The following is an 18,832-nucleotide window of genomic DNA, read 5'->3' on the forward strand; positions in this document are numbered from 1 at the left end:
TAAATAAGGAGGATTGCGCATGAGTGATGTAATGGCTGATCGTACCCCTCCGCATAATATAGAAGCTGAGCAGGCAGTCTTAGGTGCCATATTAATTGATCAGGATGCGTTAACGTCAGCATCGGAACTATTGGTACCTGACTCATTTTATCGAACGAAACATCAAAAGATTTTTGAAGTCATGCTTGGGTTGTCTGATAAGGGAGAACCAATTGACTTAGTAATAATGACATCAGCGATGGCTGATCAAGGATTACTAGAAGAAGTTGGTGGGGTTTCTTATCTAGCAGAGTTAGCAGAAGTTGTTCCAACAGCTGCTAACGTAGAATATTATGCACGCATCATCGCTGAAAAGGCGCTTTTACGTCGTTTAATTCGAACGGCGACTCATATTGTATCGGATGGATACGAGAGAGAAGATGATGTGGACGGCCTTTTAAATGAGGCTGAGAAAAAAATATTAGAAGTATCTCATCAAACAAATGCAAAAGCATTTCAAAACATTAAAGATGTTCTTGTAGATGCTTATGATAAAATTGAACTTTTGCATAATCAAAAAGGTGAAGTTACGGGAATACCAACTGGATTTACTGAATTAGATAAGATGACCGCAGGTTTCCAGCGAAATGATTTAATCATTGTGGCGGCACGTCCATCGGTAGGGAAAACTGCATTTTCATTAAATATCGCACAAAACGTAGCGACAAAAACGGATGAAAATGTAGCGATCTTCAGTCTAGAGATGGGCTCTGATCAGCTTGTTATGCGTATGCTTTGTGCAGAAGGAAATATTGATGCACAAAGACTTCGTACCGGTTCATTAACTTCTGATGATTGGGCAAAATTAACGATGGCGATGGGTAGCCTTTCTAATGCTGGTATATATATTGATGATACACCAGGGATTAAAGTAAATGAGATTCGAGCAAAATGTCGTAGGTTAAAGCAAGAACAAGGTCTTGGTATGGTCTTAATTGACTATTTGCAGCTTATTCAAGGTAGCGGGAAATCAGGAGAAAACCGTCAGCAGGAAGTATCTGAGATTTCTCGTACATTAAAAGGGATTGCACGTGAATTGCAAGTGCCTGTTATTGCCTTATCGCAGTTATCTCGTGGTGTAGAATCTCGTCAAGATAAACGTCCAATGATGTCTGATATTCGTGAATCGGGAAGTATCGAGCAGGATGCGGATATTGTAGCTTTCCTATATCGTGAAGATTACTATGACCGAGAAACGGAAAATAAAAACACCATTGAAATTATTATTGCAAAGCAGCGTAATGGTCCCGTAGGTTCAGTAGAGCTTGCGTTTGTTAAGGAATTTAATAAATTCGTCAACTTAGAACGACGCTTTGAAGATGGGGCATAAAGGCAGTATAAAAAAGAAACACATTTCTTATAATAAGATGTGTTTCTTTTTTTATATAGGAAAGATAAGGCTTTCATAATGTGAAAATATAATTCTTACGAACGAAAATGAATTTTATTAAAAAAATGTTCGCTTTTTGGTTGACTTCTTTTTCGGTTTTGGTACAATTATATTGTTTGAATAGATCGTTTGAAAATCGCGGAGGTGCTTTAATAATGTCTTCAGTAGTAGTTGTAGGAACACAATGGGGCGACGAAGGAAAAGGTAAAATCACTGATTTTCTTTCTGAGCATGCGGAAGTAGTTGCAAGATATCAAGGTGGAAATAACGCGGGACATACAATTGTTTTCGGCGGAGTTAAATATAAATTACACTTAATTCCATCTGGTATTTTCTATAAAGAGAAAATTTGTGTAATCGGAAACGGCTTAGTAGTAGATCCGAAAGCATTACTTGAAGAGTTAAAATACTTACACGATCGTGGTGTAAGTACTGATAATTTACGTGTAAGTAACCGTGCACACGTTATTTTACCTTATCACTTAAAACAAGATGAGTTAGAAGAAGCTAGTAAAGGTGATAACAAAATCGGTACAACGAAAAAAGGTATCGGTCCTGCATATATGGATAAAGCTGCTCGTATTGGTATCCGTATGGCTGATCTTTTAGACCGTGAAGCATTTAAAGAGAAGCTTGAGCGCAATTTAGTAGAGAAAAATCGTTTATTTGAAAAAATGTACGACACAGAAGGTTTCAGCGTAGAAGAAATCTTTGAAGAGTACTTCGAATATGGACAACAAATCGCACAATATGTATGCGACACATCTGTTGTATTAAATGATGCACTAGATAACAATCACCGTGTATTATTTGAAGGTGCACAAGGTGTTATGCTTGATATTGACCACGGTACGTACCCATTCGTTACATCTTCTAACCCGATTGCTGGTGGTGTAACAGTTGGAACTGGAGTTGGTCCTGCGAAAGTTACTCGCGTTGTAGGTGTATGTAAAGCATATACAAGTCGTGTAGGTGATGGTCCATTCCCTACCGAGCTTCATGATGAAATTGGTCACCAAATTCGTGAAGTTGGTCGTGAGTATGGAACGACAACTGGTCGTCCACGCCGCGTAGGTTGGTTCGATAGCGTTGTTGTAAGACATGCACGTCGTGTTAGTGGTTTAACGGATTTATCATTAAATTCTATCGACGTTCTAACAGGTATTCCAACTCTTAAAATTTGTGTTGCTTACAAATACAATGGCGAAGTTATCGATGAAGTTCCAGCAAACTTAAACATCTTAGCGAAATGTGAGCCTGTATATGAAGAGCTTCCAGGTTGGGAAGAAGATATTACTGGTGTAAAATCATTAGACGAACTTCCTGAAAATGCAAGAAAATACGTAGAGCGTGTTTCTGAATTAACAGGAATCCAATTATCTATGTTCTCGGTTGGACCAGATCGTAATCAAACAAATATCGTTCGTAATGTATACGAAGCTTAATTGATATAAGAAATTGATTTTTGTAAGAAAAAACTCATGCTCTCATGAGTTTTTTCTTATCTTTTATAAAAAAATAAAAAAAGGTATTGCAAAAATAAAAGATAATATGTTATGATACATCTTGTCGTCACGAAAATATGACGTTGGTGAGTATGAGCCATTAGCTCAGTTGGTAGAGCATCTGACTTTTAATCAGAGGGTCGAAGGTTCGAATCCTTCATGGCTCACCATTTTGTTTTTCGTGGCCCGTTGGTCAAGTGGTTAAGACACCGCCCTTTCACGGCGGTAACACGGGTTCGAATCCCGTACGGGTCATGTTTTTTTATGTTCATTTTTGGTCCCGTGGTGTAGTGGTTAACATGCCTGCCTGTCACGCAGGAGATCGCCGGTTCGACCCCGGTCGGGACCGCCACTTTTGTTTATACCACCATTAGTGGTTTTATATATAGTTTTGGCTCGGTAGCTCAGTCGGTAGAGCAGAGGACTGAAAATCCTCGTGTCGGCGGTTCGATTCCGTCCCGAGCCACTCTCAGGATATTAAGTGGGCCCACTTAATATCCTTTTTATTTTGTCCAGTTTTACAAAAGTGGGTAGTTATTTTACAATAGAATGAGGAGCCTCTAGCAGTTGAAGCTAGAGGTTTTTCTATAGATCGTATAGGATTCCGTGTAAAAGTGGATGATACATGAGTCTATGAGAATAGAGGAGAAAATACTTAAACCAAGGGTGCGGTCATATAGGGACATACTATATAAACGTCAATGTGTTTAGGGATTATTGACCATATTTTTATAAGGAGGAAATAGACGATGATGGGAAAGAAAATTTTAGTAGTTGATGATGAAAAACCGATTGCGGATATTTTGAAGTTCAACCTAGAAAAAGAAGGTTTTGAAATTGTAATGGCGCATGATGGTGATGAGGCGATTGAAAAAGCAAATGAAGAGCAGCCAGATATGGTTTTATTAGATATTATGTTACCGGGAAAAGACGGCTTAGAGGTATGTCGTGAAATACGTAAAAGCTCAGAAATGCCAATTATTATGCTTACAGCAAAAGACTCTGAAATTGATAAAGTATTAGGGCTTGAGCTTGGGGCGGATGATTATGTAACGAAGCCCTTTAGTACGAGAGAGTTACTTGCCCGCGTGAAGGCGAATTTACGTCGTCATCAGCAGGGTGGTGCTGCAGAGAAAGAAGAAAATACTGAAATGGTTATTGGACCAATCGTCATCAATCCAAATGCTTATAGTGTAACGAAGCGTGAAGAAAGCATTGAGCTTACACATCGTGAATTTGAATTACTACATTATTTAGCGAAGCATTTAGGTCAAGTTATGACTCGCGAACATTTATTACAAACAGTTTGGGGTTATGATTATTTTGGAGATGTACGTACAGTAGACGTAACAGTACGTCGTTTACGCGAAAAAATTGAAGATAATCCAAGTCATCCTACTTTAATTGTAACTAGACGTGGGGTAGGGTATTACTTGCGTGACCCAGAACAGGAATAGTATATGAAGAAAGTTGGTTTTTTTCAATCTATTCATTTAAAATTTGTGCTCATATATATGCTGTTAATATTAATAGCAATGCAAGTAATTGGTGTATATTTCGTTAGGGAATTAGAAAAAAGCCTTGTAAAAGGTTTTCAAGATTCCTTAACGCAGCAAACAAATTTACTTTCTTATAACTTGAAGCAAGAGTTTGTAAAAGAACGTCCTAAAGCAGAATCAGTAGATAAAGCTATTAATGATTCGATTCAAAAACTTGCATCGGATCGTAAGAGAGATATTCAAGAAATAAGCGTAATTGATTCTACTAAAAAATTAATGGCAATTTCAGACGCGTCTAAACAAAATAAAGTAGGACGAACGTCAGCAGATACAGCTGTACAACGGGTAATGGTACAAAAAAAACCAGAGTCAAAGGTTGAGAAAGACGTGAAAACAGGTCATCGGGTTCAAGTGATGATTACTCCTATTCTAAAAGAACAAGAAGGAGAGGTACTTGGCGTCATTCGTATTGTTGCATCTATGGAAGATGTGTATAAACAAATGAAAGATATAAACCGAATTTTCGCGACGGGGACAGTAATTGCTTTATTAGTAACAGCTGTACTTGGGATTTTGTTGGCTCAAACAATTACGAGACCAATTTCAGATATGCGGAGACAAGCAATTGAAATGGCAAAAGGAAACTATTCGAGAAAAGTAAAAGTGCATAGCCATGATGAAATTGGACAACTAGCATTATCTTTCAATAATTTATCAAAAAAATTACAACAAGCCCGTTCTTCAACAGAGAGTGAAAGGCGCAAACTATCATCTGTTTTATCACATATGACAGATGGAGTAATTGCTACTGATCGAAAAGGTGACATCATTTTATTAAATGATCCTGCGGAAAAAATGTTAAATGTTTCGCGTGAAACGGCACTAGATCAATCTGTCTTAGAAGTGTTAGGGATACAAGAAGAATTTACGCTGGATCATTTATATGAAGAACCGGATTCAGTTTTATTAGATTTTAGTACGAGGAATGAACCATATATTTTACGTGCTAGTTTCTCTGTCATTCAAAAGGAAACAGGGAAGGCGAATGGTTTAATTGCTGTATTATATGATGTAACGGAGCAGGAGCGTATAGAGCGAGAGCGTCGTGAGTTTGTTGCGAACGTATCTCATGAGCTAAGAACACCGTTAACAACAATGCGCAGTTACTTAGAAGCACTTACGGATGGTGCATGGCAAGATCCGAATATCGCACCGCAATTTTTAACAGTTACACAAGAAGAAACAGAAAGAATGATTAGACTTGTAAATGCGTTGTTACAACTATCTAAACTAGATAGTACAGAACATCGCTTAATGAAGGAATGGGTCGACTTTACTGATTTCTTTAATAACGTTATCGATCGCTTTGAAATGTCGAAAGAGCAAAATGTAAGCTTCAAACGATCTTTCTCTAAAAAATCTCGATTTATTGATATGGATACAGACAAAATTACACAAGTTTTATATAACATTATTTCCAATGCATTAAAGTATTCGCCAGAAGGTGGCACAGTAACATATCGTCTGCGTGACCGCGGTGAGTTATTAGAAATTAGTGTGAGTGATCAAGGAATGGGTATTCCGAAGGAAAATGTAGATAAAATATTTGAACGTTTTTACCGTGTAGATAAAGCTCGCTCAAGACAAATGGGTGGTACAGGTCTTGGATTAGCCATTGCGAAAGAAATGATTGAGGCACACGGCGGCTCGATTTGGGCGAAAAGTGAGGAAGGAAAAGGAACAACTATTTATTTCACACTGCCAATGGCAACTGATGAAGAGGACGATTGGGAATGAGTATGGAAAACTTTAAAACGATAGTTTTAATTAATCTAGTTGTTATTAGCCTATTTCTTACTTTTAACTTATGGACATATGTCCCCGATTCTACTTCGATACAAAATGCAAAATTTGTTCAAGGTAATGAAGAGATAAATCCAATAAAACTTTCGGAGGTTGTTCGCCCATCCTCTGTCATTGTTCATAAAGAGAAAAATCATTATGTGAGTGAAAACAAGAGTAATGTGGATTTAATTTATAGAATTCTTGAAAATGGAGAGTTACATGATTTAAAGGAAGTGACAGGGACAGTTCCTAAAGGTGATTTTCTTTCGTATGTACATGGAGAAGAAAAAATCGAATTTGTTTTTCCTACAAACATTCCACTGGATACGATTAAAAGTATGTTTAATTTTAAAGATAAAAACATAGAAGGTAATAGGAGTTTCAATCGTATTATAATTGACCCTTCTCGAAGTAAGGACCAAGAAATTAAAATTAGTTTTGTTTCCTATGATACTTATCCTTATCGTAAAATATATGAAGCGAAATTGAGTGGTGTTTATGTAAAGGATGTTATAAATGCTCAAAATCAACTTATAACAGTAGCGAGACCGTATTTTGAATATCAAATAAGTGATAGAAAAAAACTGTACTTACCAGATGGAATTACGGAATTAAGTGAGGTAGAGTATTTTGGATCTAGGTTAGATGAGGATACATTTAAAAATGCATTATTTAGTGATCCGCGTTATTTAAGCCCTATTTCTGAGAAATCAAAGAAAATATTTACAGATGGTATACGTTCTATGGAAATTGATCAGTCAAATGCAATGTTGAAATACAAAAACTCCGCTGTACATAGTGATGAATCTATGGATAATGCAGCACTTTTACAAAAAAGTTTTGACTTTGTAAGTGGGCATAGTGGTGCCTTAAAACTCTATCGTTTTGATTATATTAATAAGGGGAAAACGTCCTTCCGTTTATATGAGGATGGGTTGCCTGTATTTAATAGCGATGGAATGGCGGAATTAAAGCAAGCATGGGGTTCGGGTGAAATCATGCAGTATGAAAGATCCCTTTTTGATCCAAGTTTCAAATTACCTAGTAAACAACTAACAACTTCTCTTGCATCGGGTCGTACAGTGATGACATCATTAGAGAATAATCCGCAAATTGATAAAAATTCAATTCAGGATGTTGGAATTGGTTATAAGTTATCATTGGAAGATTCCATCAACGAAGGAAAAAACGTTATTTTAAAGCCGATATGGTATGTAAAATGTGAAGAAAATGGTAAGCAAAAAATATTTGAATGGAGTGAGGGGGGACTAAATGGATTGGGATCGAATTAAAACCATATTTATTGTGACCTTTTTTGTTTTAGATCTCTTTCTTATCTTTCAGTTCATTCAAAAGCAAGATAGTAATCAATTGGAACTTGTGACAGAAACAAAAATTGATCAACAATTAAAAGAGTCTAAAATTACTATGGGGAGTTTTCCTAAGGAGCCGAAAAAAGAGTCGTTTATTATGGCGAAAAATAAAAGCTTTAAGGAAGAAGATGTGCAGTCTTTAAAAAATCAAACAGTGCATCTGCAAGAAGAATATAAGATAGAAAGTAAGTTGAAAGAACCATTTTTAAATGCAAAATCGTTATCAAAGGACAAGTATAATGATTTCTTAAAAAACTACGTGCTTGATGGGCAGAAATACGAGTTTGGGGCAATGAAAGATTCAAAAATTTATTTCTTTCAAAAGTATAAGGAGAAGCCGATTTTCTACAACAATCATGCAATGATCGTTGTAGATTTGAATGAAAAAAATGAGCTTGTTTCGTATACACAAACAATGTTAACGGATTTGAAGGAAATGGGCGAAAGTGAAAAAACGAAAGAACAAGAAATTATCACTGCTCAAACAGCTTTAGAAAATATATATGTAAAAAATAAAATTGCAGAAAATACGCACGTGAAAGAGGCGCAGATTGGATATGCGACTCTAGCTGAATCTTCTTCTAATATACAAGTGCTTGCTCCAACGTGGAACTTAAAGACAGAGCAGAAAAAGGACTATTTTGTGAATGCAATTGAAGGACAAGTTATGGAATTAGGGGAAACTCAAGTGCCGGAAGAACATAATGGAGTGAGAAAGAATGAGTATGCACTTTAGTGTACTTGCAAGTGGAAGTACAGGGAATATGCTATATGTAGGAACAGATGAAAAAAAATTGCTTGTCGATGCAGGTTTAAGTGGTAAAGCTACAGAGGCCTTATTTAAGCAAGCTGAACTGAATATAAATGATATATCAGGTATTCTTGTAACACATGAGCATAGTGACCACATTAAAGGATTAGGTGTATTGGCGCGTAAATATGATTTACCTGTTTATGCGAACGAGAAAACATGGAATGCAATGGAACATTTAATAGGTAATATCCCAACTGATCAAAAATTCATTTTTTCAGTAGGAGACGTGAAAACATTTGGGGATATTGAAGTTGAATCATTTGGTGTTTCTCATGATGCGGCAGAACCGATGTTTTATGCTTTTCATAACAACAATAGAAAGTTAGCTCTTATTACAGATACGGGATACGTAAGTGACCGTATGAAAGGTGTTATTAAGGGAGCGAATGCTTTCGTATTTGAAAGCAATCATGATGTGGAAATGCTTCGTATGGGACGCTATCCATGGAGCATTAAAAGACGTATATTAAGTGATGTAGGTCACGTTTGTAATGAGGATGCTGCATTAGCGATGGCGGATGTTATTACAGACGAGACAAAACACATTTATTTAGCGCATTTAAGCTTAGATAATAACATGAAAGAATTAGCGCGTATGTCTGTATCACAAGTATTAGAAGAAAAAGGTTTTGGGGTTGGAGAATCCTTTGAAATACATGATACAGATCCAAAAATGCCTACGAAAATTCAATACGTATAATTCTTCATTTTAGTAAACAATAAAGGTGAATATAGTTGTTTTCAGGAAGATAGGTGAACAAATATGTCCTTTATTGATGAAGAAAAATATCGTATTAAACGTGCAGGGAAAAAGAAACATAAAGGTATTGTTATTTCTAGTATAGCGGGAACAATTGTAGGGGCTTCATTATTTGCATTTGGAGCACCTTTATTTTCGAATCATGAAGGTAAACTTCCGCAAGTTGAAGCGAGTGAAAAAAATATGGCTGAAGCTCAAAGCGGAAATGTGTCTGTTAAACAAATTAGCTTTGTAGACGCTGTTGATCGTGCCTCGGAGGCTGTTGTGGGTGTTATTAATATTCAACGAGACGATTTTTCAGAGGCTGATTCGGAAGCTGGTACAGGCTCTGGTGTGATTTATAAGAGAACAGATGGACATGCGTATATTGTAACAAATAACCACGTTGTCGCTGGAGCGAATCGTATTGAAGTTAGCTTAAGTGACGGTAAGAAAGTTCCCGGTAAAGTATTAGGAACCGATGTAGTCACAGACTTAGCGGTACTAGAAATAGATGCAAAGTATGTGAAGAAAGTGATTGAAATTGGTGATTCTAATACCGTTCGTAGAGGAGAACCAGTTATTGCGATTGGAAATCCACTGGGGCTACAATTTTCTGGAACTGTCACACAAGGTATTATTTCGGCTAATGAGCGCATTGTTCCTGTAGATTTAGATCAAGATGGACATTACGATTGGCAAGTAGAAGTATTACAAACAGATGCGGCAATTAATCCAGGTAATAGTGGTGGAGCGCTTGTAAATGTATCTGGACAATTAATAGGTATTAACTCAATGAAAATTGCAGCAAAAGAAGTAGAAGGAATTGGACTAGCGATTCCGGTTACTAGAGCCGTTCCAATTATGAATGAACTGGAGAAGTACGGCCAAGTAAAAAGACCTTATGTTGGAATTGAACTTAGATCATTAAATGAGATCCCGAATTATTATTGGTCCAAAACATTACATTTACCAGGTAATGTAGCAGAGGGAGTTTGCATTTTAGATGTGAAAAGTCCTTCACCAGGCGCGGATGCTGGTTTACGAGAACATGATGTTATTGTGGCGGTAGATGGAAAAGCGGTAAACGATATTATTGGGTTCCGCACGGCCTTATATAATAAAAAAATTAATGATAAAATGACTCTTACGTTTTATCGTGGTACAAAAAGAGCGACAACAACGATTAAATTAGGCATTCAAAAGTATTGAAAACAGGAGGGCCTACCTCCTGTTTTCTATTGTAGAAAAGTGAGGTGAAGAATATGAATTTACCTTGTTGTTTAGAACATGTTGAATTAGCATTAGATATCATTGTGGATGAGTGTGAAGTTGCGCCGGTTATTAACAATGTGGATAACTCTGAAGAAGAGAAAAAAACATGTGAATTTTGTCAAAATGAGGCGACATATGTTGTATCGAACACAGATTCTCACACAATATGTGGGTAACATTTGTGGATATGTGGATAAGTCCTGTGGATAACGTGTTTGTAAGGTGGGGAATAGATGTGAATATCTCGATTATTTCAATCGGAAAATTAAAAGAAAAATACTTAAAACAAGGTATAGCAGAATACTTAAAACGATTATCTTCTTACGCAAAAGTAGAAGTAATTGAATTGCCAGATGAAAAGGCACCAGAAAATTTAAGTGAAGCAGAAATGTTAATTGTAAAAGAAAAAGAAGGCATACGTATACTGGATAAAATTTCTGACGATACGCACGTTATTGCGTTAGCAATAGAAGGAAAACAAAAATCATCAGAAGAATTTGCGGTAAGTCTAGATCGTCTTGCTACATATGGAAAGAGTAAAGTAACGTTTGTAATTGGTGGATCACTTGGACTTAGCTCAGAAGTAATGAAGCGTTCAAATGAATCTCTGTCTTTCTCAAAGATGACATTACCACATCAATTAATGCGTCTAGTATTGCTTGAGCAAGTGTATAGGGCTTTTCGTATTAATCGCGGGGAACCGTATCATAAATAGTTGTATACTAGTACATTAAAACGGCTACATATGTGGCCGTTTTCTATATTTCACAATATGTAATAGGGTGAACAGTATGAAGCCAAAACAACTACTAAGTTTATATATAGAAAATTTTTTAGTGGATGAATTACAAAAATTAGGTTTCCGTTATGCAAAGAGTGTACCTAAATTTTCTCGTACACAAGGTGATTTTGAGCTAACTTTTAGTTTTTCACTCAGTAAATGGAACTCTGAAGATTATTGTGAGTTTTGGACTATGTGGGGTGTTACGTCAAAAAAGTATTCTAAATGGTATAAAGAACGATGGGGAAATAAGCTAGTAAATAATTCAATAGCCGGAGATGCAGAGTGGAATATTCCAGGGTGGACAAGGAGTACACAGTATTGGAAGCTCACGAATTCGAAATGTGGTAGGGCGGAATTTAGTGAGTTTATACGTAATGTAATAAATATTGGGATTCCATATTATTCGCAAATTGATGATTGGAATACTGCGGTGGAGTATGCAACAAGAAGTCCAATTATTTTTTATGAAAAAGTATGTGATTTTTATATGATGTCAGGGCAAGAAGATAAAGCGAAAGATATTCTTGAGAGAGGTATTCAAGAGATTAAAGATAGAAAACATGATAGTTATATGCAACTTCCAGAAATTGAAAAGAGATTGAAGAAATACTTTATGCAGTAAACTCTTATTTCCTAAAATAAGTATGTTTCTATTTCTAAAAAAGTATGCTGTAATATGAAGAGGAAAAAGTATAAGTAGTCAGAGAAGTGAGGAATTAAAGGTGAAGAAGTTTAAGAAGTTTTACTTGGAGATTACGAGTGTATGTAATCTTGCGTGCAGCTTTTGTCCGCCGACGGAAAGGCAGAAGCAATTCATTTCTGTAGAGGATTTTGCTAAAAGATTAGACCAAATTAAACCTCACACAGACTACATTTATTTGCACGTGAAGGGTGAGCCGTTGCTCCACCCGAAAATAGATCAACTATTAGATTTAAGCCATGAAAAAGGGTTTAAAGTTAATATTACAACGAACGGAACGTTAATTAATAAGAGAAGGCATAGGCTGTTAAATAAGCCTGCGTTAAGACAAATGAATTTTTCGCTGCACAGTTTTGATGGACACCCAGGATCGCAAGATAAAGAGGGCTATGTAAGGAGTATACTTTCTTTCATTAGAGAGGCGACAAGTCAATCGGATTTAATCGTTTCACTAAGATTATGGAATTTAACTCAGGATAATAAAACAAATGCTGAAATCCAGAAAAATAGGGATTTATTATCTATAATTGAAAATGAGTTTGATCTATCTTATCAAATTGAAGAGAAGCTTACACCAGGAAAAGGTATAAAAATTGCGGAACGTGTCTTTATTAATCAAGACTACGAATTCCAGTGGCCGGCATTACATGAAGAAGAGGATGATGGAAAAGGGTTCTGTCATGGACTTCGTAATCAGGCTGGAATTTTAGCGAACGGAACTGTTATTCCTTGTTGCTTAGATGGTGAAGGTATCATCAATCTTGGTAATATTAATACTGATTCATTTTCTAACATTATTGAAGGCGATAGAGCGAAAAGTATTGTAGATGGATTTTCAAAAAGAGTTGCAGTAGAAGAACTATGTAGAAAGTGCGGATACCGCAAAAGATTTGGAAAGTAAGTATAGAATAAGCCCTCATAAAGCGAGGGCTTATTTTTATTCTTGATAAGAACGCTCTAATTCATCAATTAAGGAACCGACGTAAGAAACAGCTTTACGGATTGCATCTGGTTTTGACATGTCTACTCCAGCGTGTTTCATTAATTCGAGTGGTTTCATTGTACCGCCTGCACGGAGTACATCAAGCCAGCGATCAACAGCAGGTTGTCCCTCTTCTTTAATCATTTGAGCTACAGTAGTAGATGCAGTTAAGCCCGCAGAATATGTGTAAGAATATAAGCCCATATAATAGTGAGGTTGACGCATCCATGTTAAACCAGCGCCTTCATCAATTTCTACGGAATCTCCCCAGAATGTTGAAAGGACCTTTGTTTTTATTTCGGTTAAAGTTGTAGCTGTGAGTGCTTGCCCTTCTTCCGCTAGGGTATATACTCGTCTTTGATATTCTCCCTCAAGTAGATGGGTGACGAAGTTGTGGTAATATGTGCCGAGTAGTTGCAGAATAACCCATCTGCGCATTCTCTTATCGTCAGTAGTCGCTAGTAAATGCTGGGCTAATAGTAATTCATTCATCGTTGATGGTGCTTCAACAAAGTACATAGATGGACGTACGTTCATAATGCGCTGATTTTTATTGGCTAAATAAAAATGACCAGCATGTCCAAATTCATGAGCTAATGTGAAACATCCACGCATCGTATCTTGCCATGTAATTAAAATGTAAGGATGGGAACCATATGGGCTAGAGCAGAAAGCACCTGTTGATTTTCCAACATTATCTGCAAGGTCTACCCATCTTTCCTTAAAGCCTGTTTCAATAATCGTATTATATTCAGGTCCTAATACTTTTAAAGATTCTTGAATTAATTTACCAGCTTCATCGTATGTGATGGTTGGATTAAATTCAGGATCTAACGGTGCGTGTAAATCGCAGAAGAGCATTTGATCGAGACCTAATACTTTCTTTTTTAAATCTGCAAAACGGCGCATATGAGGCGCTAATTCGTTATAAATAATATCTAGTTGGTTGTTATACATTTCAAGTGGAACTTTTTGAGGTTCTAAAAGCATATGGGTAACAGACTCGTACTTACGTAAACGAGAAAGTGTCACTTGTTTTTTTACTTCAGTAGCATACGTTGTTGCAACTGTATTTTTATATCGTTTCAATGTGGAAACAAATGATGAATATGCTTTTCTACGTATATATGCGCTTGGAGAAAATTCATATTTACTTTCAAATAATGCAAACGATACAGGCAAATCATTTCCTTGTTCATCTTGTATAGAAGAGAAATCCATATCGGCTAATTTAGTCATGCCGTAAATTTTGTAGGGAGAACTATGAACTTCACCAAGTGCAGCAAGAGCTTCTTCTGTTTCAGGAGAGAGCGTGTGCTGCCTTTTTTGTAGTATTTCTAGTAACGATTTACGGAAAGGCTCAAGTTTTGTTTCCTCAGTTAAATATTTTTCAATTGTTCCTTCTTCAAAGGAGAGAATTTCATTATGAATAAAGGATAGTGCGGTATGTACTTTCGTCCCTAAAGCGGAAATTTTTGAAGAGTTCGCTTGAATAACTGGATCTGTACGATCAGCGGATTCTTTTAAATTTGCATATGTGCCGAGTTTTATTAACTTCATTAAAAGCTCTTCTTCTAAAAGTAGGCAATTTAATAAGGTAGCGGGGCCAGTGTGTAATTGTCCTTTAAATGCATCAAGTTTTTTTATATCGTCTGTTAATACACTTAATGCATTTCCCCACTCTTTGTCAGATTCGTATAAATCAGAAAGATCCCATGTCAATTCAGTAGAGACTTCTGCGCGAATAAGGCGTTTCTCAATTACATTTTTCATTTGTTATATCCCCCTTATTATAAGTATCTAAAAATATGATACTAGAAAATTCAGTAAAATGAAAATATTTTACATTTTTATACATGAAAAAGAAGGACAAGCATAAAAATGCTTGTCCTTCTAGTTAGATTTAAAAATTAATATACTTTATCACCGTTGAAAATAGAGTTTTTCACGACTACATAATCTACAGTACGAATTGAGTCTAACTTTGTTCCACCAGCGTAAGAGATAGAAGATTGAAGATCTTGTTCCATTTCGATTAAAGTGTCTTCTAAAGAACCTTTATGCTCAACGAACATTTTCTTACCTTCAACGTTTTTCTTCTCGCCTTTTTGGAATTCAGAGGCTGAACCGAAGTACTCTTTATAAAGTTTGCCATCTTTTTCGATTGTTTCCCCTGGAGACTCTTCATGACCAGCGAATAGAGAACCGACCATAACCATAGTTGCTCCAAATCGAATTGATTTAGCTACATCACCATGCGTACGAATACCACCGTCAGCGATAATTGGCTTACTTGCAGCTTTTGCACACCAGCGAAGTGCAGCTAACTGCCAACCACCAGTTCCAAAGCCTGTTTTAATTTTAGTAATACAAACTTTACCAGGTCCAATACCAACTTTTGTTGCATCAGCACCAGCGTTTTCTAATTCTCTTACCGCTTCTGGAGTTCCAACGTTTCCAGCGATAACGAAGCTTTCTGGTAAATGTTTTTTAATATGTTGAATCATGTTGATCACGGCATTAGAGTGACCATGTGCGATATCGATTGTAATGTATTCAGGTGAAAGTTGCTCAGCAGCTAATTGTTGTACGAATTCGTATTCGTCTTCTTTAACACCAACGCTGATTGAAGCAATTAATCCACGTGATTGCATATCTCTAATGAATGAGATTCGTTGCTCTGGTTGGAAACGATGCATGATATAGAAGTAATTATTTTCAGCTAAATAAGTTGCGATTCTTTCATCAATAATCGTTTGCATATTTGCAGGTACGACAGGTAATTTAAATTTATGTTTTCCTAAAGTGACAGTTGTATCACATTCAGATCGGCTATTTACAATACATTTTGCAGGAATTAATTGAATGTCTTCATAGTCAAATACGTTTTCCATCATTTACACCCCTAAAATACGAATATTTTATTTTTATTGATTAAAAATGTTCGTCCATAGGATAATTTACATTATTTTTATTAAGAAGTCAAAGATTTTCTTAACATTTTTTTAAAAAAAAGCTAATATCTTTCGAAAATAACGTTAAAAGCGAATTTAAATAGCTTTTTATATGCATAACGTTCGTTTATAAAAAAAGTAAGGAAAGTTGCGATAATTGCATAAAATTGTATGTGTGCTTCTTATTTTGAGTGAGGGGGCTGGGGAAATACGATGAAAAAGTTAATACTAACAATAGGAATAACTTTGTTGGTTGTTGCTGGATGCAGCAATAATGATGCATTTGATAAGGCGAAGAAACAAGGAGATTTAGCACTGGAAAATAAAGAATACGATAGAGCAGTTGCATCTTTTGAATTAGCATTAAAAGAAAAGAAGGATGACCGAGAAGTAAGGCTGAAGATGAATCAAACGAATAAAATGAGTGAAGCATTGCAGGAAAGTAATATAGATCGGGCAATTTCGTTATTAAGAGAAATTGAAAATGATTCTGCTAGTTCATTTATATTAGCCAAACAAGCAAAAGAAAAACGAGAAGCTTTATCTAATCAAAAAGATGAGGAAGAAAAATATAAGCAAATGCTTGCTAAAGTAGAAGAGTTGAAAAACGAGCAGAAGTTTGTGGATGTAAAAGAGCAACTGAACGTAATTATTAGGGAAACGAAAGGGAAAGAACAGTTTAAAATATATTATCAAAATGCGAATGAACAAATTACACAGATTGTGCCGAGGACAGTAGAGGTAGATAAAACAAAAGATGAGAACCGTAAGGAAGAAAAAGTAATAGAAGAGAAGCCGAAGAAAGAAAGTGTTATTACCGGCCAGAAGGCAGAATATATTACTAAACTAAATAGTATTGAGGAGAGTTTGAAAAAGTTCGATTACTTATATGAGAACGGAATTACAACTGAAATGAAAGAAGGGGAAGTTAAAAGATACGATGCATGGGATCAAGCTTTAAATGAGATTTATGCTGTTTTGAAAAAGCAACTTTCTACAAGTGAAATGAACACTTTGAGAGAGAAACAGCGTGAATGGATTACGTATCGAGATCGCAAGGCGGAAGAAGCTTGGAATGAATCTGGGCAGGGAACATTATCAGGGATAGCAACTATTTCATCGAAGGCAACTAGTACTAGGGAAAGATGTTATCAGTTAGTTGAACAGTATATGAAATGATAGAGGTTTATTTTTATAATGAAATAATATTTTTATAAAATTTTTGAAATAGAAAACCCTTTTGTTTAGTCTGGCGAATCACGAATGATTCGCCTTTTTATGTGAGCTTTCAAGTATAATGAATAAGGTGATAATAACGTATATGATGATTCAGTGATAGGAAAAGCAAAAAAAGAAAATAATATATCATAAAAAGAGGTTAATATATGAGTAAAAAAAGTTTTGCTGATTATGCATTAAGTAAAGAAATTGTAAGAGCACTTACTGGTTTAGGCTATGAACATCCAACTGAAGTGCAAGGAGAGGTTATTCCAGTTGCCCTGCAAAAGAAAGACCTTGTCGTGAAATCACAGACTGGAAGTGGAAAAACCGCTTCATTCGGTATACCGCTTTGTGAAATGGTGGAGTGGGAAGAGAATAAGCCACAAGCTTTAGTTTTAACACCGACGAGAGAGCTTGCGGTACAAGTAAAAGAAGATATTACGAATATAGGCCGCTTCAAAAGAATTAAGGCTGCTGCAGTTTATGGTAAATCTCCATTTGCACGTCAAAAATTAGAGTTAAAGCAAAAAACACATATTGTAGTTGGGACTCCTGGCCGTGTGTTAGATCATATTGAAAAAGGTACTCTTTCTTTAGCGTGTTTGAAGTATTTAGTTATTGATGAAGCAGACGAAATGCTGAATATGGGCTTTATCGATCAAGTAGAGGCAATTATTGACGAGTTACCTACAAAACGAATGACAATGTTATTTTCAGCAACACTTCCAGAAGATGTTGAAAAGTTATCTCGTAAGTATATGGATTCGCCAACGCATATTGAAATTAAGGCTGCTGGGATTACAACAGATAAAATTGAACATACACTTTTTGAGACGAGAGAAGAGGAGAAGCTGTCACTTCTTAAAGATGTAACAACGATTGAGAATCCAGATAGTTGTATTATTTTTTGCCGTACACAAGAAAATGTAGATCACGTATTTAGACAGTTAGATCGCGTTAATTATCCTTGTGACAAAATACATGGTGGTATGGTACAAGAAGATCGTTTTGAAGTTATGGACGATTTTAGAAAAGGAAAGTTCCGTTATTTAGTAGCGACAGACGTAGCAGCTAGAGGAATTGATATTGATAATATTACACATGTTATTAACTATGATATTCCATTAGAAAAAGAAAGTTATGTACATCGTACGGGAAGAACGGGACGAGCTGGTAATAAAGGAAAAGCTATTACATTCATAACACCGTATGAAAATAGATTTTTAGAAGAGATTGAGGAGTACATCGGCTTTGAAATTCCAAAGGCACTTGCACCTTCAAAGGAAGAAGTTATGAAAGGGAAAGCAGTATTTGAGGAAAAGATACATGCTAAACCAATTATAAAGAAAGATAAAAATGCAGACCTAAACAAAGGAATTATGAAATTGTACTTTAATGGCGGGAAGAAAAAGAAAATCAGGGCGGTAGATTTCGTCGGTACAATTGCTAAAATTAAAGGTGTTACAGCAGAAGATATAGGCATTATTACAATACAGGACAATGTTTCTTACGTTGAAATATTAAATGGAAAAGGACCACTTGTTTTAAAAATCATGAAAAACACAACGATTAAAGGGAAACAATTAAAGGTTCATGAAGCAATTAAATAACAAAAACATCACTCTAACACGTAGAGTAGTTTAGTTTAAGTTAGTTACTTTGTTAGTAGTACTATCTAACTAACTTTACTTTACGTTCTTAACGTTACGTAC

Annotated in this window: 16 protein-coding genes and 4 tRNA genes; 18 read left to right on the plus strand and 2 right to left on the minus strand. The window is 35.8% G+C overall.

The features are described from left to right. Positions 1 to 19 precede the first annotated feature (19 nt). From dnaB to CDB3_RS00595, 16 genes are all read left to right on the plus strand, one after another. Entirely contained in the window at positions 20 to 1,369 is a 1,350-nt protein-coding gene (gene dnaB, locus CDB3_RS00520; protein ID WP_001286241.1) for a replicative DNA helicase, read from the plus strand. Positions 1,370 to 1,584: 215 nt separating this feature from the next. Beyond that, a complete protein-coding gene (locus tag CDB3_RS00525) occupies positions 1,585 to 2,874 on the plus strand; it encodes an adenylosuccinate synthase (RefSeq protein WP_000100227.1) in 1,290 nt (429 codons plus the stop codon). Between the two features lie 154 nt (positions 2,875 to 3,028). Further along, positions 3,029 to 3,104 (plus strand) — tRNA-Lys (locus CDB3_RS00530). Positions 3,105 to 3,117: 13 nt separating this feature from the next. Beyond that, positions 3,118 to 3,189 (plus strand) — tRNA-Glu (locus CDB3_RS00535). Between the two features lie 21 nt (positions 3,190 to 3,210). Then, a tRNA-Asp gene (locus tag CDB3_RS00540) sits at positions 3,211 to 3,286 on the plus strand. A gap of 41 nt (positions 3,287 to 3,327) precedes the next feature. Beyond that, positions 3,328 to 3,400: transfer RNA gene (locus CDB3_RS00545), tRNA-Phe, on the plus strand. Positions 3,401 to 3,683: 283 nt separating this feature from the next. After that, complete coding sequence (gene walR / locus CDB3_RS00550) at positions 3,684 to 4,391, plus strand: cell wall metabolism DNA-binding response regulator WalR (RefSeq protein ID WP_002174499.1); 708 nt, start codon at positions 3,684 to 3,686, stop codon at positions 4,389 to 4,391. Positions 4,392 to 4,394: 3 nt separating this feature from the next. Beyond that, positions 4,395 to 6,230: a cell wall metabolism sensor histidine kinase WalK gene (gene walK / locus CDB3_RS00555; protein ID WP_128853199.1), complete on the plus strand. Its 1,836-nt coding sequence runs from the start codon at positions 4,395 to 4,397 to the stop codon at positions 6,228 to 6,230. Continuing rightward, positions 6,227 to 7,570, plus strand: a complete 1,344-nt coding sequence (locus tag CDB3_RS00560) for a YycH family regulatory protein (RefSeq protein WP_128853200.1) — start codon at positions 6,227 to 6,229, stop codon at positions 7,568 to 7,570. Before walK ends, CDB3_RS00560 begins: the two co-directional genes overlap by 4 nt. Then, complete coding sequence (locus tag CDB3_RS00565) at positions 7,551 to 8,387, plus strand: two-component system regulatory protein YycI (RefSeq protein ID WP_128853201.1); 837 nt, start codon at positions 7,551 to 7,553, stop codon at positions 8,385 to 8,387. Before CDB3_RS00560 ends, CDB3_RS00565 begins: the two co-directional genes overlap by 20 nt. Beyond that, entirely contained in the window at positions 8,371 to 9,165 is a 795-nt protein-coding gene (locus tag CDB3_RS00570; protein ID WP_000061686.1) for an MBL fold metallo-hydrolase, read from the plus strand. Before CDB3_RS00565 ends, CDB3_RS00570 begins: the two co-directional genes overlap by 17 nt. 63 nt (positions 9,166 to 9,228) lie before the next feature. Then, positions 9,229 to 10,416 (plus strand): S1C family serine protease, encoded by a 1,188-nt coding sequence (locus CDB3_RS00575; RefSeq protein WP_128853202.1) that lies wholly within the window; start codon positions 9,229 to 9,231, stop codon positions 10,414 to 10,416. Positions 10,417 to 10,469: 53 nt separating this feature from the next. Beyond that, a complete protein-coding gene (locus CDB3_RS00580; RefSeq protein ID WP_001052825.1) occupies positions 10,470 to 10,655 on the plus strand; it encodes a CxxH/CxxC protein in 186 nt (61 codons plus the stop codon). 59 nt (positions 10,656 to 10,714) lie between these two features. Beyond that, positions 10,715 to 11,194: a 23S rRNA (pseudouridine(1915)-N(3))-methyltransferase RlmH gene (rlmH, locus tag CDB3_RS00585; protein WP_001027006.1), complete on the plus strand. Its 480-nt coding sequence runs from the start codon at positions 10,715 to 10,717 to the stop codon at positions 11,192 to 11,194. A gap of 76 nt (positions 11,195 to 11,270) precedes the next feature. Beyond that, the gene (locus tag CDB3_RS00590; protein ID WP_128853203.1) at positions 11,271 to 11,885 is read left to right on the plus strand and encodes a DUF4304 domain-containing protein; all 615 of its coding nucleotides are present in this window, start codon (positions 11,271 to 11,273) and stop codon (positions 11,883 to 11,885) included. Between the two features lie 100 nt (positions 11,886 to 11,985). Next, positions 11,986 to 12,864 carry a radical SAM/SPASM domain-containing protein gene (locus CDB3_RS00595; RefSeq protein WP_128853204.1) on the plus strand — a complete coding sequence of 293 codons (879 nt, stop codon included), beginning with the start codon at positions 11,986 to 11,988 and terminating at the stop codon, positions 12,862 to 12,864. Between the two features lie 36 nt (positions 12,865 to 12,900). Here the strand turns inward: CDB3_RS00595 and pepF are convergent, their stop codons facing one another. Continuing rightward, a complete protein-coding gene (gene pepF / locus CDB3_RS00600) occupies positions 12,901 to 14,718 on the minus strand; it encodes an oligoendopeptidase F (RefSeq protein ID WP_128853205.1) in 1,818 nt (605 codons plus the stop codon). A 137-nt stretch (positions 14,719 to 14,855) separates the two neighbouring features. Next, on the minus strand, positions 14,856 to 15,839 hold the full coding sequence (gene guaC, locus CDB3_RS00605; RefSeq protein ID WP_128853206.1) for a GMP reductase: 984 nt from the start codon (positions 15,837 to 15,839) through the stop codon (positions 14,856 to 14,858). A 273-nt stretch (positions 15,840 to 16,112) separates the two neighbouring features. Between guaC and CDB3_RS00610 the strand changes: the two genes are divergently transcribed. Then, entirely contained in the window at positions 16,113 to 17,078 is a 966-nt protein-coding gene (locus CDB3_RS00610; protein ID WP_128853207.1) for a lysozyme inhibitor LprI family protein, read from the plus strand. Between the two features lie 206 nt (positions 17,079 to 17,284). Then, positions 17,285 to 18,730: a DEAD/DEAH box helicase gene (locus CDB3_RS00615; RefSeq protein ID WP_097831366.1), complete on the plus strand. Its 1,446-nt coding sequence runs from the start codon at positions 17,285 to 17,287 to the stop codon at positions 18,728 to 18,730. Positions 18,731 to 18,832: the final 102 nt, after the last annotated feature.

The sequence above is a fragment of the Bacillus sp. CDB3 genome, assembly GCF_002081505.1.
Classification (GTDB): Bacteria; Bacillota; Bacilli; order Bacillales; family Bacillaceae_G; genus Bacillus_A; species Bacillus_A cereus_AT.

Excerpts from the sequence above, each read along its gene's own strand:
- CDB3_RS00575 (WP_128853202.1), top strand. The coding sequence starts at position 9,229 with ATGTCCTTTATTGATGAAGAAAAATATCGTATTAAACGTGCAGGGAAA.
- CDB3_RS00560 (WP_128853200.1), top strand. The coding sequence starts at position 6,227 with ATGAGTATGGAAAACTTTAAAACGATAGTTTTAATTAATCTAGTTGTT.
- dnaB (WP_001286241.1), top strand. The coding sequence starts at position 20 with ATGAGTGATGTAATGGCTGATCGTACCCCTCCGCATAATATAGAAGCT.
- CDB3_RS00565 (WP_128853201.1), top strand. The coding sequence starts at position 7,551 with ATGGATTGGGATCGAATTAAAACCATATTTATTGTGACCTTTTTTGTT.
- CDB3_RS00580 (WP_001052825.1), top strand. The coding sequence starts at position 10,470 with ATGAATTTACCTTGTTGTTTAGAACATGTTGAATTAGCATTAGATATC.
- pepF (WP_128853205.1), bottom strand. The coding sequence starts at position 14,718 with ATGAAAAATGTAATTGAGAAACGCCTTATTCGCGCAGAAGTCTCTACT.
- guaC (WP_128853206.1), bottom strand. The coding sequence starts at position 15,839 with ATGGAAAACGTATTTGACTATGAAGACATTCAATTAATTCCTGCAAAA.
- CDB3_RS00615 (WP_097831366.1), top strand. The coding sequence starts at position 17,285 with ATGAGTAAAAAAAGTTTTGCTGATTATGCATTAAGTAAAGAAATTGTA.
- CDB3_RS00525 (WP_000100227.1), top strand. The coding sequence starts at position 1,585 with ATGTCTTCAGTAGTAGTTGTAGGAACACAATGGGGCGACGAAGGAAAA.
- CDB3_RS00570 (WP_000061686.1), top strand. The coding sequence starts at position 8,371 with ATGAGTATGCACTTTAGTGTACTTGCAAGTGGAAGTACAGGGAATATG.
- CDB3_RS00590 (WP_128853203.1), top strand. The coding sequence starts at position 11,271 with ATGAAGCCAAAACAACTACTAAGTTTATATATAGAAAATTTTTTAGTG.
- walR (WP_002174499.1), top strand. The coding sequence starts at position 3,684 with ATGATGGGAAAGAAAATTTTAGTAGTTGATGATGAAAAACCGATTGCG.
- walK (WP_128853199.1), top strand. The coding sequence starts at position 4,395 with ATGAAGAAAGTTGGTTTTTTTCAATCTATTCATTTAAAATTTGTGCTC.
- CDB3_RS00610 (WP_128853207.1), top strand. The coding sequence starts at position 16,113 with ATGAAAAAGTTAATACTAACAATAGGAATAACTTTGTTGGTTGTTGCT.